The sequence below is a fragment of the Pantoea sp. WEP genome, assembly GCF_041678305.1.
In the GTDB taxonomy this organism is placed as follows: Bacteria; Pseudomonadota; Gammaproteobacteria; order Enterobacterales; family Enterobacteriaceae; genus Pantoea; species Pantoea dispersa.
Window position 1 is genome coordinate 3,144,941 of the sequence record NZ_JBGNXB010000001.1, and the last position, 26,166, is coordinate 3,171,106.

General features: G+C 53.1%; 24 protein-coding genes and 1 tRNA gene. 7 read left to right on the forward strand and 18 right to left on the reverse strand.

Annotated elements, in window-relative coordinates:
- Positions 1-418 precede the first annotated feature (418 nt).
- Both ABVR31_RS14770 and ABVR31_RS14775 read left to right on the forward strand, forming a co-directional pair.
- Complete coding sequence (locus ABVR31_RS14770) at positions 419-1,936, forward strand: AAA family ATPase (protein WP_000402610.1); 1,518 nt, start codon at positions 419-421, stop codon at positions 1,934-1,936.
- Positions 1,936-2,793, forward strand: a complete 858-nt coding sequence (locus tag ABVR31_RS14775; RefSeq protein ID WP_372774051.1) for an HNH endonuclease — start codon at positions 1,936-1,938, stop codon at positions 2,791-2,793. Before ABVR31_RS14770 ends, ABVR31_RS14775 begins: the two co-directional genes overlap by 1 nt.
- A 301-nt stretch (positions 2,794-3,094) precedes the next feature.
- Here ABVR31_RS14775 and ABVR31_RS14780 read toward each other — a convergent pair whose 3' ends face one another.
- Positions 3,095-4,747, reverse strand: a complete 1,653-nt coding sequence (locus ABVR31_RS14780) for an ATPase AAA (RefSeq protein ID WP_032237310.1) — start codon at positions 4,745-4,747, stop codon at positions 3,095-3,097.
- Positions 4,747-5,832, reverse strand: coding sequence for a DUF4297 domain-containing protein (locus tag ABVR31_RS14785; protein ID WP_372773317.1), 1,086 nt, complete (start codon positions 5,830-5,832; stop codon positions 4,747-4,749). The genes ABVR31_RS14780 and ABVR31_RS14785 overlap by 1 nt, the downstream gene beginning before the upstream one ends.
- Positions 5,833-6,050: 218 nt before the next feature.
- Here ABVR31_RS14785 and ABVR31_RS14790 point away from each other — a divergent pair, with 218 nt between their 5' ends.
- Positions 6,051-6,233, forward strand: a complete 183-nt coding sequence (locus tag ABVR31_RS14790) for a hypothetical protein (protein WP_372774053.1) — start codon at positions 6,051-6,053, stop codon at positions 6,231-6,233.
- A gap of 453 nt (positions 6,234-6,686) precedes the next feature.
- Here ABVR31_RS14790 and ABVR31_RS14795 read toward each other — a convergent pair.
- From ABVR31_RS14795 to proB, 10 genes are all read right to left on the reverse strand, one after another.
- Positions 6,687-6,762 (reverse strand) — tRNA-Thr (locus tag ABVR31_RS14795).
- A 196-nt stretch (positions 6,763-6,958) separates the two neighbouring features.
- Positions 6,959-8,704, reverse strand: coding sequence for an amylovoran biosynthesis protein AsmF (locus ABVR31_RS14800; protein WP_021507268.1), 1,746 nt, complete (start codon positions 8,702-8,704; stop codon positions 6,959-6,961).
- A 50-nt stretch (positions 8,705-8,754) separates the two neighbouring features.
- On the reverse strand, positions 8,755-8,958 hold the full coding sequence (locus ABVR31_RS14805; protein WP_125310414.1) for a hypothetical protein: 204 nt from the start codon (positions 8,956-8,958) through the stop codon (positions 8,755-8,757).
- Positions 8,906-9,199, reverse strand: coding sequence for a hypothetical protein (locus tag ABVR31_RS14810; protein WP_058769339.1), 294 nt, complete (start codon positions 9,197-9,199; stop codon positions 8,906-8,908). The genes ABVR31_RS14805 and ABVR31_RS14810 overlap by 53 nt, the downstream gene beginning before the upstream one ends.
- Positions 9,196-9,540: a hypothetical protein gene (locus ABVR31_RS14815; RefSeq protein WP_031279668.1), complete on the reverse strand. Its 345-nt coding sequence runs from the start codon at positions 9,538-9,540 to the stop codon at positions 9,196-9,198. The genes ABVR31_RS14810 and ABVR31_RS14815 overlap by 4 nt, the downstream gene beginning before the upstream one ends.
- A 2-nt stretch (positions 9,541-9,542) precedes the next feature.
- The gene (locus ABVR31_RS14820; RefSeq protein WP_021507272.1) at positions 9,543-10,010 is read right to left on the reverse strand and encodes a glycoside hydrolase family protein; all 468 of its coding nucleotides are present in this window, start codon (positions 10,008-10,010) and stop codon (positions 9,543-9,545) included.
- A 178-nt stretch (positions 10,011-10,188) separates the two neighbouring features.
- Positions 10,189-10,467, reverse strand: coding sequence for a hypothetical protein (locus ABVR31_RS14825; RefSeq protein ID WP_021507273.1), 279 nt, complete (start codon positions 10,465-10,467; stop codon positions 10,189-10,191).
- A 412-nt stretch (positions 10,468-10,879) separates the two neighbouring features.
- Positions 10,880-11,611 (reverse strand): S24 family peptidase, encoded by a 732-nt coding sequence (locus ABVR31_RS14830; protein WP_031279669.1) that lies wholly within the window; start codon positions 11,609-11,611, stop codon positions 10,880-10,882.
- A gap of 353 nt (positions 11,612-11,964) precedes the next feature.
- Positions 11,965-13,218: a glutamate-5-semialdehyde dehydrogenase gene (gene proA / locus ABVR31_RS14835; RefSeq protein ID WP_372774056.1), complete on the reverse strand. Its 1,254-nt coding sequence runs from the start codon at positions 13,216-13,218 to the stop codon at positions 11,965-11,967.
- 10 nt (positions 13,219-13,228) lie between these two features.
- A complete protein-coding gene (gene proB / locus ABVR31_RS14840; RefSeq protein ID WP_088517013.1) occupies positions 13,229-14,332 on the reverse strand; it encodes a glutamate 5-kinase in 1,104 nt (367 codons plus the stop codon).
- 246 nt (positions 14,333-14,578) lie between these two features.
- On the opposite strand from proB, the gene ompC reads away from it, so the two are divergent.
- Positions 14,579-15,661, forward strand: coding sequence for a porin OmpC (ompC, locus tag ABVR31_RS14845; protein WP_021507277.1), 1,083 nt, complete (start codon positions 14,579-14,581; stop codon positions 15,659-15,661).
- Between the two features lie 81 nt (positions 15,662-15,742).
- Here the strand turns inward: ompC and crl are convergent, their stop codons facing one another.
- From crl to gpt, 3 genes are all read right to left on the reverse strand, one after another.
- On the reverse strand, positions 15,743-16,144 hold the full coding sequence (gene crl / locus ABVR31_RS14850) for a sigma factor-binding protein Crl (protein ID WP_021313042.1): 402 nt from the start codon (positions 16,142-16,144) through the stop codon (positions 15,743-15,745).
- A 109-nt stretch (positions 16,145-16,253) separates the two neighbouring features.
- Positions 16,254-17,501: an esterase FrsA gene (gene frsA / locus ABVR31_RS14855; protein WP_127833722.1), complete on the reverse strand. Its 1,248-nt coding sequence runs from the start codon at positions 17,499-17,501 to the stop codon at positions 16,254-16,256.
- 120 nt (positions 17,502-17,621) lie between these two features.
- On the reverse strand, positions 17,622-18,080 hold the full coding sequence (gpt, locus tag ABVR31_RS14860) for a xanthine phosphoribosyltransferase (protein WP_021507279.1): 459 nt from the start codon (positions 18,078-18,080) through the stop codon (positions 17,622-17,624).
- 254 nt (positions 18,081-18,334) lie between these two features.
- On the opposite strand from gpt, the gene pepD reads away from it, so the two are divergent.
- A complete protein-coding gene (gene pepD / locus ABVR31_RS14865) occupies positions 18,335-19,795 on the forward strand; it encodes a beta-Ala-His dipeptidase (RefSeq protein ID WP_058776015.1) in 1,461 nt (486 codons plus the stop codon).
- 109 nt (positions 19,796-19,904) lie between these two features.
- Here the strand turns inward: pepD and dinB are convergent, their stop codons facing one another.
- A complete protein-coding gene (gene dinB, locus ABVR31_RS14870) occupies positions 19,905-20,960 on the reverse strand; it encodes a DNA polymerase IV (RefSeq protein ID WP_058758014.1) in 1,056 nt (351 codons plus the stop codon).
- A 244-nt stretch (positions 20,961-21,204) separates the two neighbouring features.
- Here dinB and dpaA point away from each other — a divergent pair, with 244 nt between their 5' ends.
- Positions 21,205-21,948, forward strand: coding sequence for a peptidoglycan meso-diaminopimelic acid protein amidase (gene dpaA / locus ABVR31_RS14875; protein ID WP_021507282.1), 744 nt, complete (start codon positions 21,205-21,207; stop codon positions 21,946-21,948).
- Here the strand turns inward: dpaA and ABVR31_RS14880 are convergent.
- Positions 21,919-22,686, reverse strand: coding sequence for a class II glutamine amidotransferase (locus ABVR31_RS14880; RefSeq protein ID WP_127833720.1), 768 nt, complete (start codon positions 22,684-22,686; stop codon positions 21,919-21,921). The genes dpaA and ABVR31_RS14880 overlap by 30 nt on opposite strands.
- Before the next feature lie 48 nt (positions 22,687-22,734).
- Complete coding sequence (gene lpcA, locus ABVR31_RS14885) at positions 22,735-23,313, reverse strand: D-sedoheptulose 7-phosphate isomerase (protein WP_021507284.1); 579 nt, start codon at positions 23,311-23,313, stop codon at positions 22,735-22,737.
- Positions 23,314-23,542: 229 nt separating this feature from the next.
- Here lpcA and fadE point away from each other — a divergent pair, with 229 nt between their 5' ends.
- Entirely contained in the window at positions 23,543-25,993 is a 2,451-nt protein-coding gene (gene fadE, locus ABVR31_RS14890; RefSeq protein WP_372773323.1) for an acyl-CoA dehydrogenase FadE, read from the forward strand.
- The last annotated feature ends 173 nt before the right edge of the window (positions 25,994-26,166 follow it).

The following is a 26,166-nucleotide window of genomic DNA, read 5'->3' on the forward strand; positions in this document are numbered from 1 at the left end:
CATTCCTACATTAGACGTTAATATCATACATCTAATTAGCCGCAAATACTAATGGATACATAGTTCCATTTGACTTGACTACCCATTTGCAGATTACTCCACCATCACTAATAAAATTCGACCACTTAGATTCGGAAGTGTCAGGCTGTAGGTCTTAAACCCGAAAGACTGCTTTTGGCCAGAAGCTGCCTTTGCTAGAATCTTATTATGTCAAAAGTCCAACTGCGGCTCATATGTAAATTATTTCAACTAATAATTAGAACTCCTGAAGATACTTCTTTTAATTAGTAGCGTAACCGCAAAAACAATTCTTGATTTTTCTTGTATATTTAAATTTCTCGCAGCAGATATTTACACATCTGTTGTTGTTTTTGATATAATTAGGTGAATCTAAACAAAAAAGGTTTTCGGAAATTATATGGAAATCATTATTGTACCCCGAGAGCAACGTATTCCTGCCGCAGGTATTAGTACGGCTTACCTGCATGTGGATCGTTGGAATGACTTTTCATTCATTACAATGTTTTACATGTATCTGTTTGATCAGAAAGGTGAACGGCATGATATTGGGAATGTCAAGATTGGCTTTCAAGGACAAACTACTGAAAAATCAACTTACTCCACGTTAGGAAGCAGGTTTAGAATTCTCCCAGAAGGATATTTTTCCGTTGGTCAGGATGTCGACTATTATCAGAAAATTTCGAATTTACCAGAATCCGTCAAAGTTTCATTACTTGAGGCGCTCAAAGATATTGCTTATGCGCCAGAACTTATAGATCTTGTTAAGGATGAGGAGGTCTTTAAAACGTCTTTGCTTCGGTATGTTAGCTTGTCTGTTATTAAAGGGCAGTTTGCGCGAGTACTTGAGGGAAAGAATCCACTGACTAATTTTGAGTTCAAGTTCATTCGCCCTGCACAAGACAAGATTTCCGATATCGAATTATCATTTAAGGTGAAAGTAGGAGAAAAACCAAGCACCAATATTCACGCGATCATAGGTCGTAATGGTGTAGGGAAAACGACAATTCTAAACGGAATGATTGAAGCTGTTACCAGTAAAGGTACGTCGAATGCAAAATTTTATGATCTGGAGGGGTGGAGTGATGATCCGATTGATAATGATTACTTTAGTAGTTTAGTCTCTGTGTCATTTAGCGCATTCGATCCATTCGAGCCACCAAGTGAACAGCCTGATCCATCAAAGGGAACTTGCTACTTCTATATAGGTTTGAAAAAAAAAGGAGAGTCGCTGAAAGGACTAAATGATATTCATGAAGACTTTCTACAAGCTTTGACGCTATGCTTTAGCCAGATTCCTAAGCGTGAAAGATGGCTGCAGGCTATTGATACTTTGGAGTCTGATGAAAATTTTGCAAGCATGGAGCTGAAAAATCTAGCAGGATATAATGGTGAGATGCTCGTTAGTAATGCACGGAAACGTATAAAAAGAATGAGCTCCGGTCATGCGGTAGTGTTATTAACACTTACACGTTTAGTTGCAACGGTGGAAGAAAAAACGTTAGTGCTAATTGATGAACCAGAGAGCCATCTTCATCCACCGTTGCTGTCTGCTTTTATTCGTGCACTGTCTGATTTGCTACTTGATAGAAATGGTGTTTCTATTATTGCAACTCACTCACCTGTGGTACTTCAAGAGGTCCCTAAACGATGTGTTTGGAAAATCAATCGTTCAAGATTGTCTACCGAATCTCGCAGGCCAGACATTGAAACATTTGGTGAGAATGTAGGAATCTTAACAAGAGAGGTATTTGGTCTTGAAGTAGTTAAATCCGGTTTTCACGATTTATTAGTCCAATCTGTTAAGTCAGGTGGAACATATGAGGATATAGTCGATGAGTATCGTAACCAGCTTGGTGTTGAAGCCCGAGCTCTATTAAAAGCGCTTGTCACACACAGAGATCGGAGTGTTAAGTGATGTTAAAACTTAAACAACCTGCTTATACATATGCCGATATGCTGACTAGCTGCCGCGAAGGCATAACTGGTAATCCGGGCTTGTTGCTGAAAGTGAATGAAGCAATAACTGATTTGCGAACATTGGCAGCTTCATACAATGCATCGGCATTAACTGGTGAACTTTATACAATACAACCACTGCAAATAAAAAATGAGGAAGACCCTATTGTTGTAGGTCGGTTAAAGAAATCTGACTTTGTTAAGCTTTATGGAAATTATGTTGTTGGGAAGAAAAAGCCTGCTCGGACTATTTATGATGCCCTGATGACAGCTGCTAATGAAAAATGCCCATTTTGTGGTGGGATTGGGCGCCCTCGAAATTTAGATCATTATTTGCCTAAAGCTCACTATCCTCAGTTTTCTATATTGCCTGTTAATCTTGTGCCAGCTTGTCGAGATTGTAATATGGATGGTAAAGGGGAAGCTTTTGCAAGAAATGAAGCAGAACAGATAATACATCCCTATTTAGACGATAGCCGTTATTATGATGAACAGTGGATATCGGCTAGATACTTGGTTGGCAAAAATGATGAGCCTGGAGTTATTGAGTATTTTGTTTCGCCACCTGCTGATTGGGATAATGCACATAAACAAAGAGTGGAAAAACATTTTAACGATTTTGATTTATCTTTAAGATACTCTAAAGAAGCTGGTGCGAGGTTAGTTGTGCTTTTAGCTCTATATAACTCAGTACTACCAATCTCCGTAGATAAAAATGCTGCTAAAGACCTTATATTTCAAACAATAATCAATAATTCGCCTTTTGTGAATCACTGGGAACGGATTATGTGTTTGGCTCTAATGTCAGACTTGTAGTAATGCTTGGAATGTTTATTTCTGTTCTTATTGATCTGCTTTCCATTGATTAATACGCCGTAATGTGAGTAATGCAACTATTTGACTGCGAGATTAATCGCGTAGTTCCGCTCTTCGCTCACAGCGGACCTTCAAACCAGCCATCTCGTCCGCTCTGTGCCGAAAGCTGAAGTAGCTAATAGCACTTATTGTTGATCAATGAAGAGCTGGTCAATTGAATAGGCTAATTTAATTGATAGCTAGCGTAACTATGAGGAGACACACTCATAGTGATGAGCGTGTTCCCATATAAATGATCAGATTATGATAACGCAGCTCGTTCATAAAGAGGCATAATCTCTTGATAAACCTGATTGTAAAGCTCTGATTTTAGCAGACTGTATTTTTCAGTCATAATAAGTGTTTTAAACTGATTCGTTTCTCTTTCAAATGAAACTGAGCCGATAATTAGCTGGCTATTAGTTGATAAACCATTAATACATAAATCGAATAACTTTTTTGTTGTACGCGGATCTGGATCTTGTTGTTTAGGCGAGTCAATTACTACTGGAAGCATAGGACTTGTCGATTTATCTTCTATTGTTTTTAGAAGAGCATAGTGATAAGCCAATATTGATCTTGGAGCACGGCTCCCTGTTTCGCTCTTAGAAATCGGACCATATTGAAGAATAGTTCCAACTTTAGGATCTTTGATACCTAACTCAGTTTGCGCAAACTTCAGTGACTCTTTAAACTTATCATTGATTTCTTTTGCTCGCTTTTTATCTTCGAACTTTGCTATTTCTTTTGAAAGCTGAGTTCTAGCAACATCCAATTCGCCTATTTTTAGCAGTAATTCGTTAATTTGCTCATCGAAAGTTACCTCAACCTGCTTACTTGCTTGAGACTTAATAACGTCTTGAAGAGTCAGTTGCTCTTTGACTTCCAGAAGCATGTTTTTGAGTTCTGAGCTTAAGCTTATAGCCTGTTTCAAATCTTCTTTAATTTTAGAGAGTTGATCATCATATACAGATTTTTCCTCATACAACTTTGGTATGATTTGCAATAGCTTTTCTTTATTCTCAAGTACTACATATCTTGCTTCTAAGCCTGCCGATGGTAGCAAAGAATCTATATCATTTTCATCGAGCTGTCTTTTTGATTCCTCTATTTCTGTTACTAATTGATCTCGTAGAGATAATATTTTTATGAGCTTAATTCTGTATTCTGTTTCTTCTTGATGTAAGTCTTGGCACTTACGAAGGAAACGTTCCAGCAGCTCTTCATAATATTTTACATCCACATCGAAAAGTACTCTTCCAAATGACTCTTCGAATCGCTTTTTAGCTCTCTTTAGAGCTTTTAACGTCGTTCGGATTTCAACAAGATCGATATCAATTAAATTAATCTTTCCTTGTAAAGTATAGTACTCCTTTGGTTTTACACCAGTATGAAAATTCAAGATATTTTTTTGCCAGTCCTCATACATAGCCAAACTGCTAAATGAATCTAAAACTTTCCCCCAACCGTTATCTTGATCAATATAGTAAGGGAGATAAAGACTTGCTGGTTGTGCTTGTCCCTGAACCAAATTAGTTTTAGTCACAAGCTCCAAATTGAAATCAAAGACATCACGCACAGCTAATGCAATCTCTGCACGAGAGCTAGAGGTCACTAAGTGATGCTCTTGTCCTGCTGTTATATCGAAAATGGAAATACGTTTTTCGTGACGAAGAAACGCATAGTCACGATTATTAACACAAATAACAACTTTTGAAACAAAGTTATCTTCTTTCCACTTTTTATCCAGTCGAACATCAGCACCTAATGTATGATATAAGCTCTTAATAAAGCTAGACTTACCTGTGTCGTTCTCACCTGTAATGATATTAATATCAGGTGAGAACTTGAAGGAGAATCCTTTCTTATCGCGAAGGGATAATATATGAGCACTTTTAAAGTATATGCTTTTCATTATTCACTTCCCTCTAAGAGCTTCTGGATTATTGAGTAAATAACTATGCATTCTTTCTTCCCTGACTTTAAAGTCAATGCATAATCTGGACAAAGTGCATCAATTTTGTACATGGTTTCAGTTAGATATAATTTCAAATCCGAGTGAGCACTCGCCTCATCGTAAAGGCTAATTGCATATTCTAGATATACAGTCGAAGGATTTTTTTTGTTTTGGTTAAGGTCGATGCAAACTTGTGAGAACATGGCTTGCAGGATAATGAGCTGAAGCGATGTTTTGCCAAGATCATTGAATAGGGGACTAGCTTTGTCCCAATCAGGCTTTAAACTATTACTTGCATTCAAGGAATCAAGCACACCATTCAATGCTTCTGATGAGAAACCCTTTCGTGAAATAAGTTCAGGAAAATTAATAATATCTGCGGATTTTACCTTGGATTTTTCTCGACACGCCTGTTCAAGCAAAGAAGCTAATGCATTAACACTCAGGCTAATGCTATCGCCAAACTTCTTGCTAAGGAAATCGCATAGTTTACCTTTTAGATGTGTAATGTGGTCATCTAGGCTTAATGAGGATTGAACGAAACGCATAACAGAAAGATCGATACTGGAGTCATCAAGCTTTACTTGATCTTTGATTGCTTTCTTAAAGCTCGTCTGATACTCCACTTTGACTTCATTTGCACCAAAACAAGACTTACCACCGTTTTCCTCACATAGATTGAAAGAAGCATTAGTAACAAAAAGGAGCTTGGGTGAATATTCGGCGAAATTCTTTTGATGAATAAATAACTTACCGATGATAGATATTGGGTTCTTCTTGGTGCTATTACTAAGAGTGGATGCAGTCCAGTGTTTCTCTCTTGTTTTTACTTGAGCAAATGTGAGTTGTGTTGGAGAAACTTCGTCATCAAGAATAAGAACATCATCATGATATTCGAAGATAAACACATAGTTCTTTTCATCTAGTTCATATTCCAGCATTTGAGATAAAGCCCAGCAAGTTTGATAGTCAAACCCACGTTGAGCAATCTCACCGCCTCTTTCAGACTGTGGAATACTAACTAATGTTTCAGCTAACCCCATATACTCCCTTATGTTTAGTTCAATGGACTCGCGTAACAACATCATTAATCCGATTGAATACAAATAGTAGCATTAGCACGAACTATTGGGTAACACATTCTGAAAGTTAAAAATATGTGAGTTGCAACATCGAAACAGTGAAGCTAAGTAAGCGACTTTGTCTCTAGCGAAGTCATAGCTCTATTCGTTCAGAGGAGGACCAAGAGTCTTTGAAGTACGTGCTGGCGGCGCTCGCCAAGCGTTTTGGAGGCGATGAACATGGTGAAGACTATGAGAAGGTGCGATCGGTTGCCTTCAAACGTTTCTACGGCGAGGACGACGAAGATGGTCTTGTTAGTCTGCAGCGTTTCGCAGTTGGGTTAGTCCAGAGCTTGATGGCTGAGATTGTGACCTGCTCCTAGATGATTAATACGCCACTATGCTGGTAATGTCAGCAGATCGCTCAAAGCTGCCTGTCAATAGTAGGGTATCGGATGCATTTTTTTGTTAGATATGACTAAGTGAAATGCAAATGGGTCGTCAAGTGAATGCAATAACCTAAATGGCAGACTAAACGTGTTTGAATGCCTGCGTAGGTTATTGTAATAACATCCTTTAGGTCAAACCGTGCTGGCTGCGAACTGGACTGACAACATCCGTAACCAGAAACCATCAAAGTAGTAATATTGCTCAAAAGGCAAGATAGGCGGGAGCTAAAAGGTAACACGTGCTGTTAGCATACCCTTGCATTGAGCCACAAACAATCTCACTGGACTTGCCACAATTTTGCCACACCTACAACGCGCAAAATTGCACATTAGTGTTAAACAAAGCAAAACTCTGCAATAGTAACCTGATGATTTTACGAGAAAAGATGGTGCCGATAATAGGAGTCGAACCTACGACCTTCGCATTACGAATGCGCTGCTCTACCAACTGAGCTATACCGGCATTGAGGCGGGAACTACGGGGAGTAAACATAGAAAAATCGGGGGGATGAGTCAAGATGGTGCCGGTTAAGTGCTGCGTTTTTCAGCATCACCCGGGCTGGCCTTAGTTTTGACGCGGAAAAAACGCCGCGAACAGCGCCCTCTCGCGCCAGGCACAAAAAAAGGCGAGGCCGCAGCCTCGCCAAAAGGTGCTGGCCTCAATCGTAATAAGGAAGCTTACGATCGACACCGTTGATATTGACCAGCACAAAGCCCGTCGGCGTGGTTTTATTGGTCGGCGTACCTGCTGCCGTCGCGACGGTAAGCACGCCTTTCTCGTTAGCCCCAATACCCGCGACGCCATTGTGCAGGCCAAAGCGCGCCGCCGGTTTGAGGGTGCCCATTTTGGTGGTATCCGTCACCACCGAGAAGTCAGGCTGGAACAGCGAGCAGGAGCCGGCTTCAAAACGCGTCGGACCGGTGGTCTTCAGGTTAATCAGCGTGTCGCCGCTGTTGGCGCGCAGCTTCACCCACACCACGGCATACGTGGTGCCGACGCGGCTGTAGCGAATATCCAGCACCGCCGGCTGCCCCATATGGCAGGCGTCAGCCCATACCGTTTCCAGCCGCTGCAGGTTAATCCACGTTTTCCCGGTGCCCGCCAGATTGACCGGCGAAGCGGCCGTTCCGGTTGGCTGGGTGGCGTCGGCTTTACCAATCAGCTCCATCACCCACTGCTGATTCGCCGTCGGGAAGAACAGCTGGCCGAGGCGATACCAGTTATCAGTGTCGGTGTTGTTGGTGACTTTGTGGCCGCTGTAGTAGCCCGCGCGGAATGAGCCGGTGATCAGCGTGCCGTGATGCTCTTCACGACGATAGCCGTAGTCAAAGGTCGACAGCCAGCGCGTGCCGGCCATATCGTTCGAGATCTTCGCTCCGGACTGCAGGCCAATCTGGCGCATGATGACGCGCGCATTATTGAGATTGAACGGCGTGCCGCAATCCTCAATGTTCAGCGTATCAATGCTCCAGGCACCGTCCGACAGATCGCCCGGATTACGCGTGTGCTCAATCCACACGTTACGCATGATGCCCTGCGTCACGCGCGGCATGTACAGCGTGGCGTCGCCGTAGCCGGTCTGAAAGTTACAGTTGCAGATCTCGATAGCCGTTGAGTGGTCCCACTTGCCGTTTGGCGAGTTCGACCAGCCAATGTCAAACACCCGGCCATAGGTCCACAGCGTGTAGATCTGGTCAAATTTACTGTCGAGCGTATCCAGCGCTTTAATCACCGTGCCGCCGCTGTTTTGCGCGCGGAAACAGTAAATATTTAACGTGGTGCCTTCGATGCAGGTGTTTTCGAAGAACGGCTGCACGTTGGTACACATCTCGGCGGTAATGGTACCTTTGTTGGTGGTGACGTCGGCCGATGCCTGACCGTGCCAGGTGATGCCTTTGATCGCGGTCCGCCGTGCCTTCACTTTGAACACCGTGTTGGCACTTTTGTCGGAGATGATGGTGGTGCGCGGCAGCGAACCCAGCTCCACGTCATCCCCCTGCAGACCAAAAAAGGCGATCTCGGTAGCGCTGATGTCGATCGGGTTAATCAGGAATTTACCGCCCGGGAAACGCACCGGCAGGTCACGGATATTACCGCTGTAACCCTGCGTCCACGCCAGCATGCGGTTAAAGGCGTCGGTATCGTTAGCGTAACCGTCACCTTTCGCGCCGAAGTGGTAGACGTTGACGTCGGCCGGATCGTTGATCACGCGTTTCCAGTAAAAGCCATTGCCGACCGCCAGCGTACCGCCGTCATCGGCGGCCGTAGTGGTGCCGATAAAGCCGGTGAAATCCCCACCGCCACGGAAGGTGGAGTCCGGGTTGTAGCGGCGCAGGAACGCCAGATCGCCGTTTTTGGCCGGCACAGTGGTACGCAGTTCAGCAAAAGAGTTAACTTCGATCATCTTAGCCTCCTCGGCATTTCAGGTTTGCAATACAAAGCGAGAGAACAGCGTCAGTGCGCCGCCGGGCGGCAGTGCTGGTCCCAGAGATCGTTGTGGTTGTTGATGGCGCGCACGGTGCGAATGTCCATGCGTTCGGCGTCATTGCCGTGGGTGTAAATCGGGGAAAATAACGAACAGGCGGAGTCGATAACGACGGGCGCCTCAGGGTTGGTGGTATTTCGACTGCTGCAGCTTGTCACGAGCAGCAGCGTCATCAAGATTACCGTTGCGGGTTTCCACACGTCTGGCCTCCTCACGCAGCTGTTGCTGCTGCTGATTAACTTCAACCGCCTGCGCGGCGGTCTTTTCGGCCTGCGCAACATCAGCTTTCGCCTGCTGCTGCACCTTGCCGATTTTTTTGCCACCGGCGTAGCTGGCAATCAGCGCGGCAATCACACCGCCAATCGCCGCCAGCCAGTGCCAGCTGCCGGCAAGCTGAGAAAGAAGAAAGCTCATGGTTTGTCCTCCAGCGTTTTTCTCTGCTCCACCAGGTTCTTCTGACGCACGAACTGCGCCAGTACGCCCATCGCCACCATGAAGGCGCCGATCAGGCCGAGATAGTTGTGCGGCAGGATCTCTTTGATATCCGCCGGCAGCGCGTTCCATGCATCCAGCGCTGACGAGGGAAACGACTGCACCCAGGCGCTGAGCATCGAACCCAGCGACGCCAGCCACACCGACCAGGTTTTAAACAGCAGGCGCGCGTGTTTAACAAACTCCAGCGTGGTGAAGCGCTGCAGCAACAGCAGCAGGATGATGGCCGCCAGCACGGCGATAACGAACAACAGCCAGCGCATGTTCATAACAGCCCCCTGTAGATGTCATAGGTGCCCGTGCGCATCACTTCGGCATGACGCCGGGCGCGCCCCGCAGTTTGCCGCGCCCACAGGCTGTCGAGCATGGCGTTCGCCGCCGCGTCGAAATCGCGTTGCGTCACCGCGGTGAGCATGCCGCGAAACAGCGCCAGACCGTCGACGCCCATCTGGTAGGCCATGCTGATCAGCACATCGCTGCGCGCCTCATTGCATTGACTCAGTGCCTGCTGCACCAGTGCGCGCTGCTGCATCTCCTGCACCTTGCCCTCAACGATGCACTGCTTCCACACGTCGCCAACGCGGCGCGGCACGCGGAAGATATAGTGGCTGAGCGACGCGCCTTTCGGCCCGATGCGAATACCGCCCGCAACGGTGGGAAATCCCTGCGTGTCGAGGTAAGGCGCTTCGCGGTATCCCTCTTCGAAATTCAAAATGGCAATGATTTGGCTCATAACGGTTCCTCTTTGACGGGCGCAACGGCATGAAAAGCTGCGCAAATAACCACAACACATAAACCTCGCTGATCGGTTGCGCCGGGCGACAGGCAGCCGTTAAGCGCAACGCTCAAGCGCAACTAAACAGTGAGGGAAGGTGAAACGTTCCGTTCAGAACTGGGAAAACAGCAGAGAATTAACGCACGGCATACAGATGAACGTGGGGCAAACAGCAGTTATCAAAGCTGGGGTTGTCGTTGCAGGGCCGGGTGGGCGCCAGTACTGCGCGGTCTACCCGGGAGCGGATTTCCCGCTGGCAGATGCGCTCGGCGGTGCGCAGGGTGATCTCATCACACTCCAGGCCCAGGGCACTGTCGATGCTGCGCTTCAGGCGGCTGAGCGGCTGACGCCGCCGGTGGCGACGGGTGCGCGCGTTTCCGCTAAAGACTGATTTGCCATATTGAATAATCGCCATAACTCCTCCTGTGAATGAGTCTTTGGCGATGGGGTGGTGAGCACGGCGATTCGGCACAGACCGGGACGTCCGTGGCCCCTCTGCAATCACCCGCAACTGGCTTGCCCGGCCGTAAAAAACGGCCAGGTATAAGCAGAGGAGAGTGAAAGCAGAGGACAACTGACGACGCTGCTAAGTGCGTATCCACCCCATCCCAAAATTCACTGACTTTGGGTGGGTTGTCTCGCGCTTGTGCAGCGCCTCAATTGTTTAAGAGCGGGCTCGTCCGGGAGCAGAGATGTCGTCCATCTATGGTCAAATTATTAACAGGTTCTAATGCATTGGCAAACACTGACAGTTAATTTTTTATTTACCGACAGTTAAATTTTTGATTTCAGCCGGATTATTTTTTTGCCGGTTAACGCACTGCTGTTCAGCCCAGAATCTGATAGTCACGCGCCTGGCTCATGATGACGCGGGCAATCACCTGCAGCGACGCCGCTTCGTCCAGCGTCAGATACCAGGTCTCGTAGCGTTTGTTGTCGGAGATCACCGCCACCTTCTTGTGCTGTAACTGCAGCCGCTTGAGGTAGAGCTGGTTGTCGAGATTAAACAGGTAGATGCCGTCGCCGTCGAAGCGGTGCACGCTGATATCGACAAACAGCTGATCGCGCGGTGCAAAAGTACCGGCCATGGAGTCACTGTTCAGGGCAATCAGCCGGATATTTTCGGCCGGGCGGCCGTTAAACAGCACGCGCGCCTCATCCAGACCGTATTCAATCGCCTGAATGGTCTCGACAAGTTCGTCGCGCGCGACAATACCCTGTGCGCTGCGTTGCCCGATATCCAGGCTTTCGACGCGGAACATGTGCTGCGGATCAATCAGGCGCTGACGGGCAAGCGCCACATCCGGTTTTTCCATGCCGAACTGCAGCCACTCCACGCGCACGCCTAACAGCTGGCTGAGCGCCAGCAGATTACTGTCATCCGGAATGGATTGCGCGTTAAACCATTTCCAGACCCCTGGAGTTGAGATCCTGCATCCCCGTTGTTGCAGTGCCTGAGCGACCTGTTTGTTCCGTCCATGTCCGACAATTCCCGCGCTCTCGCATGCGGCAATCAGCCTGGCAGTAAAAGCTTGTCTCGTACTCTCTTTTTTAACCATCAGTTAATAGTCTGCCATCAGTAAAAGACTGAATGTTATTTTCATTTTTGCTACCAGTTCATTTTATATTACCGCTAGTTTACTACCCAACCGCTTTTATCAATAAAGCTGGACGATCATTATCCTCTTCGCCCTGGTGGAAACCAGTAATGAATCTCTGACAGCTTGTTCTGACAGGGGTTTTCAGGATTGTTCTGTAACGCTGAGACCAGCACCCACAGCAAAAAATGGGCGAAAAGCCGCGGGCGCGCCACAGATGACAGGAATAAAACGAAAAGCTCTGGAAATAACTGGATCGAAAGCGATCAAAAAGGGCACCGCGTCAGGTGCCCATTATGATGCCGGAGAGAAAACTAACGGCGCAGGGTATCGTCGCCCCAGCCAATCCATTTGTAGGTGGTGAGCGCTTCGAGGCCCATCGGACCGCGCGCATGCAGTTTCTGCGTACTGACCGCCACTTCAGCGCCGAGACCGAACTGGCCGCCGTCGGTAAAGCGGGTGCTGGCGTTGACGTACACCGCCGATGAGTCGACCTGATTCACGAAGCGATTGGCGTTGCCAATACTGCGCGTCAGAATACCGTCGGAGTGCTGGGTGCCGTGCGCGCGGATGTGCGCGACCGCTTCATCGAGGTCCGCCACCAGCTTGACGTTCAGATCGTTCGACAGCCACTCATCGTCGTATTGGTGCATCTGCACCGCCACCACGCTGGCCGGGCCCTGCTGTAGCCGCGCCAGCACGTTTTCATCGGCGTGCAGCGCAATGTTCTCCTGCGCCATACGCTGCAGAAACGCCGGAATGAAACGCTCAGCCTGATCGCGATGAATCAGCAGGGTTTCCAGCGAGTTACAAGCGCTGGGACGCTGCTTCTTGGCGTTAACAATCACCTCCAGCGCGGCGTCCGTCTCCATGGTTTCGTCAAGATAGAGATGGCACACGCCGATACCGCCGGTGATCACCGGAATGGTGGAATTTTCGCGACACAGCTTGTGCAGCCCGGCGCCGCCACGCGGGATCAGCATGTCAACGTAGCGATCGAGCTTAAGCAGCTGATTCACCAGTTCGCGATCCGGATTCTCAATCGCCTGCACCGCTGCTGCCGGTAAACCATGTTCAATGAGCGCGTTCTGGATCACCTGCACCGTGGCGGCGTTGGTGCGCCAGGTCTCTTTGCCGCCGCGCAGAATCGCCGCGTTGCCGGTTTTCAGACACAGTGACGCCACATCGACCGTGACGTTCGGGCGCGCTTCGTAGATCACCCCGATCACGCCGAGCGGCACGCGACGTCGCTCAATGCGCAGGCCGCTGTCGAGCCGCCCGCCGTCGATCAGCTGGCCAACCGGATCGGCCAGACGGCACACCTGGCGAACGTCATCCGCGATGCCTTTCAGGCGCTGCGGGTTGAGCGTCAGACGATCGAGCAGCGCCGCGCTCATGCCGTTAGTGCGCGCATCGGCCAGATCCTGCTGGTTAGCCGCCAGAATGTCAGCGCTTTCCGCTTCCAGCCGATCGGCGATGGTCAGCAGTACCTGATTTTTTTGTTCGGTGGAGAGCTCCGCCAGTTTGTACGACGCCTCACGCGCCGCTTTACCCATCTGTTCTAACATCATCCGCTCCTTAACTGACGATCATATCGTCGCGGTGCACCGCAACCGGGCCATATTCGTAACCGAGGATCTCACCAATCTCCTGACTGTGATGACCGGCGATCATGCGCATCGCATCGCTGTTGTAGCGCGTGACGCCGTGGGCGATATCGCGCCCCTGCAGGTTACGAATGCGGATCACTTCGCCGCGCGAGAAATTGCCCTGCACGTCACGGACGCCTTTCGGCAGCAGCGAACTGCCGCGCTCCAGCACCGCCGCCAGCGCGCCGTCGTCTATGGTGATCTCGCCCGCCGGTGGCGCGCCGAAGATCCAGCGCTTGCGGTTTTCCAGCGGTGACTGCTGCGCGTGGAAGCGCGTCCCCACTGGTTTGCCGTGCAGCACATCCCCGATCACATCCGCGCGGCTGCCGGCCGCAATGATCACGTCAATGCCGGCGCGACAGGCAACATCCGCCGCCTGCAGTTTGGTGGCCATGCCGCCGGTGCCGAGACCGGAGACGCTGCCGCCAGCCAGCGTGCGCAGCGCATCATCAATCTGATGCACATCGCTGATCAGTTCTGCTTCGGGATTGGTACGCGGATCGGCGGTAAACAGGCCAGGCTGATCGGTCAGCAGCAGCAGTTTATCGGCACCGCCGAGCATCGCCGCCAGCGCGGACAGGTTGTCATTGTCGCCAACCTTGATTTCCGCGGTTGCCACCGCGTCGTTCTCGTTAATGACCGGCACGATATGGTTGTCGAGCAGCGCGCGCAGCATATCGCGCGCGTAGAGGAAACGTTCACGGTCTTCCATGTCGGCGCGCGTCAGCAGCATCTGCCCGATATGGATACCGTAGATGGAGAACAGCTGCTCCCATAGCTGGATTAAACGGCTCTGCCCCACCGCAGCCAGCAGCTGCTTTGAGGCGATGGTCGGTGGCAGTTCCGGGTAACCAAGGTGTTCGCGACCGGCGGCAATCGCGCCTGAGGTGACGATGATAATGCGATGACCGGCGGCGTGCAGTTGTGCACACTGCCGAACCAGCTCCACCATATGCGCCCGGTTCAGCCGGCGCGATCCGCCGGTGAGGACGCTGGTACCCAATTTGACCACCAGGGTCTGACTGCCACTCATGTTTTTCCTGCCATGTAAGAAAAAAATCTGCGAAGGGACGTTTTAACAGGAGTCAGCAAGGAAGCCAACAGCGGCAAGGGGAAAAGCACAAAAAACGCCTGACAAGCGGGTAGACCAAAAGTTCGCGATTAACAAGAAATCAGAAAAAATGTCATAAAACCTTCATTGCCAGTCGGTAAAACGTCCCGTGTTTTACAAACCTTTTCACGGGTACAACAAATTTTACTCATTGGGATTGATAGCAAAATGAAGAAAAGCACACTGGCACTCATCGTTTCCGCGCTGGCTCTGGCCTCAACCGCTCAAGCCGCAGAAGTTTATAACAAAGACGGTAACAAACTGGATCTGTACGGTCGTGTGAAAGGCATGCACTACTTCAGCGACAACGCAGCCGCTGACGGCGACAAAACTTACATCCGTCTGGGCTTCAAAGGGCAGACGCAGATTAACGACCTGATGACCGGCTACGGTCAGTGGGAATATCAGTTCCAGGGTAACCGCGCAGAAACCAACACCGACGCTAACATCGGTAACAAAACCCGTCTGGGCTTTGCCGGTCTGAAGTTTGGTAACTACGGCTCTGTTGATTACGGTCGTAACTACGGCGTGGTTTACGATGTGCTGGCATGGACCGACGTGCTGCCAGAATTCGGTGGCGACAGCGCCTACACCGACACCTACATGCTGGGCCGTACTTCTGGCGTCGCCACTTACCGCAACAGCAATTTCTTCGGTCTGGTGGATGGCCTGCGTTTCGCGGTGCAGTATCAGGGCAAGAACGATTCCACCAGCGCCAACGGCCGTTCAGAGATTCCTAAGCAGAACGGCGACGGTTACGGTGCGTCACTGGGTTACACGCTCGGCGATAGCGGTGTCAGCCTGATGAGTGCGATCTCCTCTGCTGACCGTACCAACTCGCAGGACGTGGCGACCCGTCTGGGCCGTGGTGACAAAGCGGAAGCCTGGGGCGCGGGCATCAAATATGATGCGAACAGCATCTACCTGGCGTCGACCTACTCTGAAACCCGTAACATGACGCCAATCACAGGCGGCGTGGCGAATAAAACGCAGAACTTTGAAGTAGTTGCACAGTATCAGTTCGACTTCGGTCTGCGTCCATCGCTGGGCTACGTGCAGAGCAAAGGCAAAGACATTGAAGGCATTGGCGATGCGGACATCGTGAAATATGTCGACGTGGCGATGACGTACTACTTCAACAAAAACATGTCGGCCATGGTTGACTACAAAATCAACCAGCTGGATGACAACAACCCGCTGGGCATCAACAGCGATGACGTGGTGGCGGTCGGTCTGACCTACCAGTTCTAAGCGTCAGCATTACCCTGTCTGTGTCTGTAAAAAAAGAGCCGGCTCATCACCGGCTCTTTCTTATTCAGGTCTGGCTCAGGTTCAGGCGCTGAGTTTAACCGGCTCTTCTTTGAACCCCGCCGCGGGCCTGAGATCAAGCTTAAACTCATGCAGCGTGGCTTTCAGGCGCTCGTGGAAATTACGCAGCGTGCTCTCCACTTTCTCATTGTTCTCTTTGCCCTTGATGGCGGCCACGCTCCAGTCGCCGTCTTTATCAAACAGGCCGAAGTGGTATTCGTAGGTGAAGTGATCTTCATAGGCGTTCAGCGTCATCCACCAGCCCCAGAACTCGCGGCTTTCCGGCGCCGGTTTGACGTTGACGCACGCCGCCAGGCAATCAAAGAAGAAACGCGTCTCTTCACACTGTCCTTCACGGATGTACGGCCCCAATTCGGTGAAGCGCTTAAGCAGGCGACTACGGGGGTGACCACTCGGTAACGTCATGCTAACTCTCTCCCTCAAATAAACCGTATAAAACGCAGCGCGGCGGCAAAACGCCACCGCACGTATTTTCCCGAAGATAAGTTGTAGCAGAGTCTGCGTATTTCGCCAGTTAGCGCTGCAACTGTTTTGCCAGCCAGTCGCAAATTTGATTGAGCGCCTTATCAAAGCTGGCAAACACTGGCGTGGCGGGAATCGCCAGCGCCTTGCCCTGCGCCGAGGAGTTGACGATCAGCTGCGCCTCCTCTTCCGGGCTGAACAGATCGTTGGGCCAGTAAGCGGCCAGCATCGGCACCGGCGTCCGGCGACCCAGCAGGCCCTGCACTTTGAGCGAATAGCGGTTGAGCTCGATGCGCAGATTGCTGTCGGAGGTCGACGACATGCCCAGCCGGCTGGCCAGCATGTCCATATACATATCCGGCAGCTGCTGCTGGCGCTGCGCATCGACAAACACGTGATGCACCATCGGCCCGAGCGACGCCACCGCGCGCAGACGCGGCACCTCAAGGTAAGCCAGCCGCGTCGCCACGTTGGCGCCAAAGCGGTAACCGAACAGCGCCACGCGCGTGTGGTCAATCCACGGCACGTTGCTCAGCTCGCGCAGCACCTGCTGATGCAGCTGGCTGGTGTCCTGATTGAGCGTCCATTTGCTGCTGAAACCCACCGACGGCATATCCAGCGTCAGCATGGCGATGCCGCGCGGTGCCAGATAATCATGAAACAGCCGGTAATGGTCGCTCTGCAGCGAGTCGAGACCGCCGCACAGCAGCACGGTGGGATACGGTGCGCTGGCCTGCGCCGGCATATGCAGGAAGCCGGTGACCGGACTGCCGCCGCTGATGGGAAAGGTCAGGGATTTCAGCTCGCCGGGCAGGCGCTGGGTGGCTTCTTCATAAGCGCGATTCGCCAGCACCTGCGCCTGATCCGCCAGCTCATCACCTTTAATGTACGGATACGCGGCCAGGCTGTACAGACTGGCGGCATGCAGCCACTGCTGGCCGGCCTCATCGTGATCGGCGTTCTGCATCGCGCGCTGCTGCCACAGCGCCGCCTGCTTCGACCACTCATAGTTCCAGTTGCCGCCGCGATAGCCAATCACCGTGTCCAGCAGCGTTTCGTCGGTGTGTTCAAACTCACTGACGGCAATGCGCGCCAGCACTTCGCTGATCTCCTGCGGCGCCAGGCCGCGCCATGTCCACAGCAGCTTGTTCAGCATGCGATACCAGCCGCGCTGGGTATCGCCTTCCAGGGCATTGTGCACCTGCGCCGTCGGGTGGTGCTGGCGATGCACCAGCGAGGAGGTTTCCGGGTGTTTGAAGCGGGGTTTGAACAGTTCTTCGCTGAGATTTTTCTCGGCCATCTTAAGCTTCTCCTGCGGCAGTCGCATAGATGGCTAAGAGTGTACTGCACCCGCCGCACGGGCGCGAGGCGCAGAAAGCACAACGCCCGGCATAACCGGGCGTTGTTTGCGTTGCATCAATCAGCTTTTTACAATCGGCGGAATGTACACCACGCCCATGTCCCACGGCTGCTCGATCCAGGTGTTCTGCGGAATATCGACAATGTAGTCGTCCACCAGCGCGCGGCCAGCCGGCTTGGCGAAGATGGTGCAGAAACGCGCTTTTGGATACATATCACGAATCGCCTGCGCGGTACCGCCGGTATCCACCAGATCGTCGATGACCACAAAACCTTCACCGTCGCCTTCTGCGCGCTTCAGCACTTTCATTTCACGCTGGTGATCGTGATCGTAGCTGGAGATGCACACGGTATCGACGTAGCGAATCCCCAGTTCACGCGCCAGCAGCGATGCCGGAACCAGACCACCGCGGCTGACCGCGATGATGCCTTTCCACTGTTCCACAGGAAGCAGGCGCTGGGCCAGTTTACGGGCATGAATCTGCAGCATGTCCCAGGTAACGACGTATTTTTCGCTCATAAAAGGAATCCCGGCCAATGATATTGGCTTAAAAATATGCAAGGGGGAAAAGGTTGCGCGAGATTATAAGGATCTGACGCGTTAAAAACCAGCACCCGTCACATCGGTTGCAGGTTTTTAGCGCGCCCGATGGCGCACCCGGCAGGAAACAGTGATATTCTCTGGCCCATCACGTCAGATGTGCTGACGGCGATCTTTCACTGGAAACCCGCGTGCGAGCGGTATGTCCGCCGCGCTGACACAGGAGACGCGTTGTGTCTGAATTGTCTCAACTTTCCCCGCAGCCGCTGTGGGATATCTTCGCAAAAATCTGCTCGATTCCGCACCCTTCTTACCATGAAGAAGCGCTGGCCGAATACGTTGTTGGCTGGGCTAAAGAGCAAGGTTTCTGGGTTGAACGCGATCAGGTCGGCAATATCCTGATTCGTAAACCTGCTACCGCAGGCATGGAAAACCGTACTCCGGTGGCGCTGCAGGCGCACCTTGATATGGTGCCGCAGAAGAACAATGACACGGTACACGACTTCACCAAAGACCCGATTCAGCCGTACGTTGATGGCGAGTGGGTGAAAGCGCGCGGCACCACGCTGGGTGCGGATAACGGTATCGGTATGGCCTCTGCGCTGGCGGTGCTGGCGGACAACAGCCTGACTCACGGTCCGCTGGAAGTGCTGCTGACCATGACCGAAGAGTCGGGCATGGACGGCGCCTTTGGTCTGCAGCCAAACTGGCTGCAGGCGGACATCCTGATCAACACCGACTCGGAAGAGGAAGGTGAGATCTATATGGGCTGCGCCGGGGGTATCGACTTTATCACTACCCTGCCGCTGAGCCGCGAGGCCGTGCCTGCCGGTTTCGAAACCCTGAAGCTGACGCTGAAAGGTTTGAAAGGCGGCCACTCCGGCGCGGACATTCATCTTGGTCTCGGCAACGCCAACAAGCTGCTGGCGCGCTTCCTTGCCGTGCACGCGGCTGAGCTGGATATCCGTCTGATTGAGTTCACCGGCGGTACGCTGCGCAATGCGATTCCGCGCGAGGCGTTCGCTACGCTGGCCATCGACAGCCATAAAGTGGATGCGCTGAAGTCTGCTGCCGCCCATTTCCAGGCCACGCTGCAGAATGAGCTGGGCAGTAAAGAGAAGAACGTCACCGTGCTGAGCGAGCCGCTGGCGCATCAGGGCCAGGCGCTGACCGCAGACAGCCGCGATCGCTTCATCAACCTGCTGAACAGCACGCCAAACGGTGTGATTCGCAACTCGGACGTGGCGAAAGGCGTGGTGGAAACCTCGCTTAACGTCGGCGTGGTCACGATGGAGCAGGACAGCGCCGAGATCATCTGCCTGATTCGTTCGCTGATCGACACCGGTAAAGATTGGGTGGTCGAAACCCTGACTTCGCTGGGTGCGCTGGCCGGGGCAAAAACCGCGCCGAAAGGCGGTTACCCGGGCTGGCAGCCGGATGCCGACTCGCCCATCATGGCGCTGACGCGTAAGACCTATGAAGCGCTGTTTGGTAAGACGCCAAACATTCAGGTGATTCACGCCGGTCTGGAGTGCGGTCTGTTCAAAAAACCGTATCCGGACATGGACATGGTATCGATTGGGCCAACCATCACCGGTCCGCACTCGCCGGACGAGCAGGTGCACATCGACAGCGTCGGTCTGTACTGGAAACTGCTGACCGCGCTGCTGAACGTGGTGCCAGAAAAAGCGTAACGCCGTTGCGATAAAAAAAATCCTGCCCCCGGGCAGGATTTTTTATTTACGGTAACGGTGCCGCGTCAGGCGACCGCGCTGTAGCTCTCTTCCAGCGGCAGCTCAGCCATTACAACCCCAGCACCAGCTGGCGCTCCAGCTGCGGATTTACCAGCGTGACGTGCAGCCCCACCAGGCGCACACCGCGTCCGGCGCGGCGTTCATCCCAAGCCTGACGCGCCACGGCAATCATGTCGTCTTTATTCAGCACCGGCCAGACATGCTCCTGGGTGGTGAGCTGAAAATCGTTGAACTTCAGCTTTACGCCCTGGCGCGCAATCTGCTTATCCGGGCGGATCGCGCTGAGACGGCGGTCGAGTTCGGCGTAAAGAAAATCAATAATCTCCAGACACTGCTCCCAGTGATGGATGTCCTCGCCCAGCGTACGCTCGACGCCCAGCGATTTGCGCTCGCGCTCCACCACCACGTCGCGATCGTCGATGCCGTTGCTGCGCTCCCACAGCACGCGGCCAAATTTTCCAAAGCGCTTCAGCAGCTGCGCCAGATCGGCCTGTTGTACGTCAGCGCAGGTGCGCAGCCCCATCTCTTCGAGCTTTTTGGTGGCCACTTTGCCAACGCCGGGAATCTTGCTCAGCGGCAGCGTCAGCAGAAAGTCCGGCATCGCCTGCGGCGTGATCACATACTGGCCGTCTGGCTTGTTCATGTCTGAGGCGATTTTGGCGAGGAACTTGATCGGCGCAATGCCGGCGGACGCGGTCAGGCCGGTTTCGCGAAGGATATCGGCGCGAATCGCCTGCGCCATCAGCGTGGCCGATCCCTGGCAGTGTTCACTGTCGGTGACGTCCAGGTAGGCTTCATCCAGCGACAATGGCTCAATCAGTGGCGTATAGCGGGTAAAGATGGCGCGAATCTGCTGCGAAGCTTCTTTATAGGCATCAAAGCGGCCGGGCAGCAGTTTCAGATGGGGACAGAGGCGCAGCGCCGTGGCGGTCGGCATCGCGCTGCGCACGCCATATTTCCGCGCCGGATAGTTGGCGGTGCTGATCACCCCACGCTGCACGCGGCTGCCGCCGATGGCAATCGGGATATCACGTAATGAAGGATCGTCACGCATTTCCACTGCCGCGAAAAAGCAGTCCATATCGACATGAATGATTTTGCGCATACGCCCCTCCGGATACTGGATAAGTATACAGCAGAGAAAAACAACGGCAATATTTGTGGCGCGTGCGATTAAAGTTTACAAATTTGTGGTCGTATTCCCTTTAGGATTGCACCATTTTCTCGGACTCCGGCTTGATTAAACGCCAGACAATGATAATGTTGCGCTGCGGTAGCGGATATTTCCGATAATGCAATACAGTGACGCACTGCGTCAGCGTTCCTCTTCACTTCAAGGTACACACAGAATGGGCAGAATCGCATTATTGTTTGCGATGATTCTTATGCCGCTCCTGAGCTGGGCAATGACGCCTGAGCCAATGCAGCCGCTGGCTCCGGTGAGCAAAGAGTTAAAGAAACAATTACTGGGTACACCAGTATTTATTCAGATCTTCAAGGAAGAGCGTACGCTGGAACTGTACGGCAAAATCGGTAATGAATATCGTCTGCTGGACAGCTATCGCATCTGTAACTTCTCCGGCGGCCTCGGGCCGAAACGTCGTCAGGGCGATTTTAAAAGTCCGGAAGGCTTTTATAACGTGAAGATGAATCAGCTTAAGCCGGACAGCCGTTTTTATCGCGCCATCAATACCGGATTCCCGAATCAGTACGATCGCGCCAAAGGCTATAACGGTAACTACCTGATGATTCACGGCGATTGCGTGTCCGTGGGCTGCTATGCCATGACCAACGCGTCGATGGACGAGATCTTCACTTACGTGAACGCCGCGCTGCGTAACGGTCAGCAGGATGTGCAGGTTAACATCTTCCCGTTCCGCATGACCGACAGCAACATGCAGCGTCATCGTTACTCGACTTACATCAGCTTCTGGCGTGAACTGCAGCCGGGCTATGCTTACTTCGCCAAATACCACGTGCCGCCAACGGTCAACGTGACGGCAACCGGTCAGTATGCGGTGAACAACACGCCGGTCATGACCACGCCGGAAGCGGCGTCGAAATCATTCCTGGCGCTCACCCAGGTAAAATAATGCCCACTCACCTGGCACGATGCGGTGCCAGGTTTCATTACCGGTCAGCGGCTGCGTCGCAATCACCGTCACCACGTCTTTCGGCGTGGTCTGCTGCAGGAAGTCAATCTCCACATCCTGATCGAGCAGCTTCGCTTTGCCAAACGGCGCGCGGCGCGTAATCCAGTACAGATTGGTTGAGCAGAAGGCCATCAGATAGCGTCCGTCAGACAGCAGCATATTGAACACGCCCTTCTGGCGCAGCTCCGTCGCCAGTTCCGCCACATAGCGAAACACCGCCGGCCAGTTGCCCGGCGTGCGCGGATAGCGCTCAGCCAGCTTATGCAGAATCCAGCAAAACGCCTTTTCGCTGTCGGTTTCGCCTACCGGACGGAAATGTCCGGTCTCCAGCTGGCGATAGCCCTTTAGCTGGCCGTTATGCGCGTAAGTCCAGTTGCGGCCCCACAGTTCGCGGGTAAACGGATGGGTATTTTCCAGTGACACCTGGCCGCGATTGGCCTGACGAATATGCGCCACCACCGAGTGCGACTTGATCGGATACTCCTGCACCAGGCGGGCAATCGGCGAGTTGTAGCTCGGCAGCGGATCTTTAAACGTGCGGCAGCCTTTATCTTCGTAAAAGGTGATGCCCCAGCCATCTTTGTGCGGCCCGGTTCCACCGCCACGCTGCACCAGACCGGTAAAACTGAAACAGATATCCGTGGGGACATTGGCGCTCATCCCGAGCAATTCGCACATAGCAACCGCCTTATCAGAACCTCCCGCGGGCGCGGGAGGAGCACGTCATCACTTAACCATCTCTTTTTCGATTAACAGCATCAGGATATGGATCACTTTGATGTGAATCTCCTGAATGCGATCGGCATAACCAAAGTGCGGCACGCGAATTTCGATATCGGCCGTACCGGCCATTTTGCCACCGTCTTTGCCGGTCAGGGTAATCACTTTCATGCCTTTGGCGCGCGCGGCTTCTACGGCTTTGATGATGTTGGCCGAGTTACCCGAGGTGGACAGCCCCAGCAGCACATCGCCCTCGCGCCCGACCGCCTCGATGTAGCGGGAGAACACATAGTCGTAGCCAAAATCGTTGCTGACGCAGGAGAGATGGCTGACATCCGAAATGGCGATGGCCGGATAGCCAGGACGATTTTCGCGGTAGCGCCCGGTCAGCTCCTCAGCGAAGTGCATGGCATCGCAGTGCGAGCCGCCGTTGCCGCAGGAGAGCACTTTGCCACCGGCTTTGAAGCTGTCGGCCAGCAGCACGGCTGCGCGCTGAATGGCGTGAATGTTGGCTTCATCACTCAGGAACTTATTGAGCGTATCGGCGGCTTCATTGAGTTCTGAGCGAATAATGTCCTGATACATAGGGATGTCCTTTAGAGGAAAATTGACCCAGCAAGTTTAACGGAATGGGCCAGAGCCGCAAAGCGCCCGCAGCAGGGAAAAGCGCGACGCCGCGCTGGCGTCCAATTGCCGGCGCGATTTTGTGAGTTCGGTTGTAATTGCGATGTAAACAGATTGATAAATTTCGTGCACTGCTCTAAACCTTATCACTAACAGGTCAGACCTCTTACAACTTACGGAGCGGTTCATTATGTTGCTTGCCTCGATCATCGCGACGCTGGTGTTAATTAGCGCCCTCTTCTACCATCAGGTTTCACTGCGGCTCAGCAGTGCGATTGTGCTGCTGTGGACCGCGGCACTGGCCGCCACCGGCCTGTGGACGCCGTGGCTGCTGCTGCCGCTGGCCATTATTCTGCTGCCTTTCAACCTGCCGGCGATGCGCCGCAGCATGTTTTCTAAGCCGGCTCTGCACAGCTTCCAGAAGGTGATGCCGCCGATGTCGCGCACCGAAAAAGAGGCGATCGACGCCGGCACCACCTGGTGGGAAGGCGATCTGTTTCGCGGCAAACCGGACTGGCAGAAACTGCACAACTATCCGCAGCCGCGCCTGACCGAAGAGGAACAGGCGTTTCTGGATGGCCCGGTGGAAGAAGCCTGCCGCATGGCTAACGACTTCGAAATCACCCATGAAATGGCCGATCTGCCGCCGGAGCTGTGGGCTTACCTCAAGCAGCACCGCTTCTTTGCCATGATCATCAAAAAAGAGTACGGCGGTCTGGAGTTTTCCGCTTACGCGCAGGCGCGTGTGCTGCAAAAACTGGCAGGCGTGTCCGGGATCCTGGCGATCACCGTCGGCGTGCCGAACTCGCTGGGCCCGGGTGAACTGCTGCAGCATTACGGTACCGATGAGCAGAAAGATCACTACCTGCCACGCCTCGCGCGCGGCGATGAAATCCCCTGCTTTGCGCTGACCAGCCCGGAAGCGGGCTCCGACGCCGGTGCCATTCCGGATACCGGCGTGGTGTGCATGGGCGACTGGCAGGGCCAGCAGGTGCTGGGCATGCGCCTGACCTGGAACAAGCGCTACATTACCCTGGCACCGATTGCCACCGTGCTCGGCCTCGCTTTCAAGCTCTCCGACCCCGATCATCTGCTGGGCGAAACCGAAGAGCTGGGCATTACCTGTGCGCTGATCCCGACCCACACGCCAGGCGTTGAGATTGGCAGACGTCACTTCCCGCTGAACGTGCCGTTCCAGAACGGGCCGACGCGCGGCAAAGATATCTTTGTGCCGATCGATTACATCATCGGCGGTCCGGCGATGGCCGGTCAGGGCTGGCGTATGCTGGTTGAGTGCCTGTCGGTGGGACGCGGCATTACCCTGCCGTCTAACGCCACCGGCAGCCTGAAAAGCCTGGCGCTGGCGACCGGTGCCTACGCGCACATTCGCCGCCAGTTCAAAGTCTCTATCGGTAAAATGGAAGGGATTGAGGAGCCGCTGGCACGCATCGCCGGTAACGCTTACGTGATGGACGCGGCGGCGACGCTGATCACCAGCGGCATTATGCTGGGCGAAAAACCGGCGGTGCTGTCAGCGATTGTTAAATACCACTGCACCCATCGCGGCCAGCGCGCCATCATTGATGCAATGGATATCGCCGGCGGTAAAGGCATCATGCTTGGCGAGAATAACTTCCTGGCGCGTGCCTATCAGGGCGCCCCGATCGCCATCACCGTTGAGGGCGCGAACATCCTGACGCGCAGCATGATTATCTTTGGCCAGGGCGCAATCCGCTGCCACCCGTGGGTGCTGGAAGAGATGAACGCCGCCGCGAACAACGATCTCGTCGCCTTTGACCGCGCGCTGTTCAGCCATATCGGCCACGTCGGTAGCAACAAAGTGCGCAGCCTGTGGCTTGGCCTGACCGGCGGCCGCACCAGCGCTACGCCAACGCGTGACGCGACCCGCCGCTACTATCAGCAGCTGAACCGCCTGAGCGCCAACCTTGCGCTGCTGTCGGATGTGTCGATGGCGGTGCTGGGCGGTAGCCTGAAACGTCGCGAACGTATTTCGGCACGCCTCGGCGATGTGCTGAGCCAGATGTATCTGGCATCCGCCACGCTGAAACGCTATGACGATGAAGGCCGCAACGAGTCGGATCTGCCGCTGGTGCACTGGGGCGTGCAGGATGCGCTGCATCAGGCGGAAGTGGCGATGGACGATCTGCTGCGCAACTTCCCGAATCGCCTGGTTGCAGGTGCGCTGCGGCTGGTGATTTTCGCCGGCGGGAAACACTGCCCGGCACCGTCCGATAAACTGGATCATAAGCTGGCCAAAATGCTGCAGCTGCCGTCCGCAACCCGCACCCGTCTGGGCCGCGGCCAGTATCTGACGCCGAGTGAGCACAACCCGGCCGGTCAGCTGGAGCAGGCGCTGCAGGATGTGATGGCGGCGGAAGTGATTCACGATCGTCTGTGTCAGCAGCAGAAAAAACACTTCTCCTTCACCCGGCTGGATGCGCTGGCCCAGCGCGCGCTGAAAGAAGGCTGGATTGACGAGAGTGAAGCGAAGGTGCTGACGCGGGCCGAAGCCAGCCGGCTGAAGGCCATTAACGTGGATGATTTTGCGCCCGAGGCGCTGGCGGTGGCGAAACCGGACAGCAAACCCAAACCGAGCGCCCGCCCCAGCGAAGCGGCGTAACCGCAAAAAGCCTCCAGCCGGAGGCTTTTTTTATGGCCTGCGGCAGCGGATAAGCGCACTCAGCGTCTGTGCCAGCCACGTTTAGACGTCTAAGCGTCTCGATTGCCAAGTGTTAACATCCTGTTTATAGTGGCTGCAGCACAAGGTTACTCCGCAACGACATTCGCGCTTAA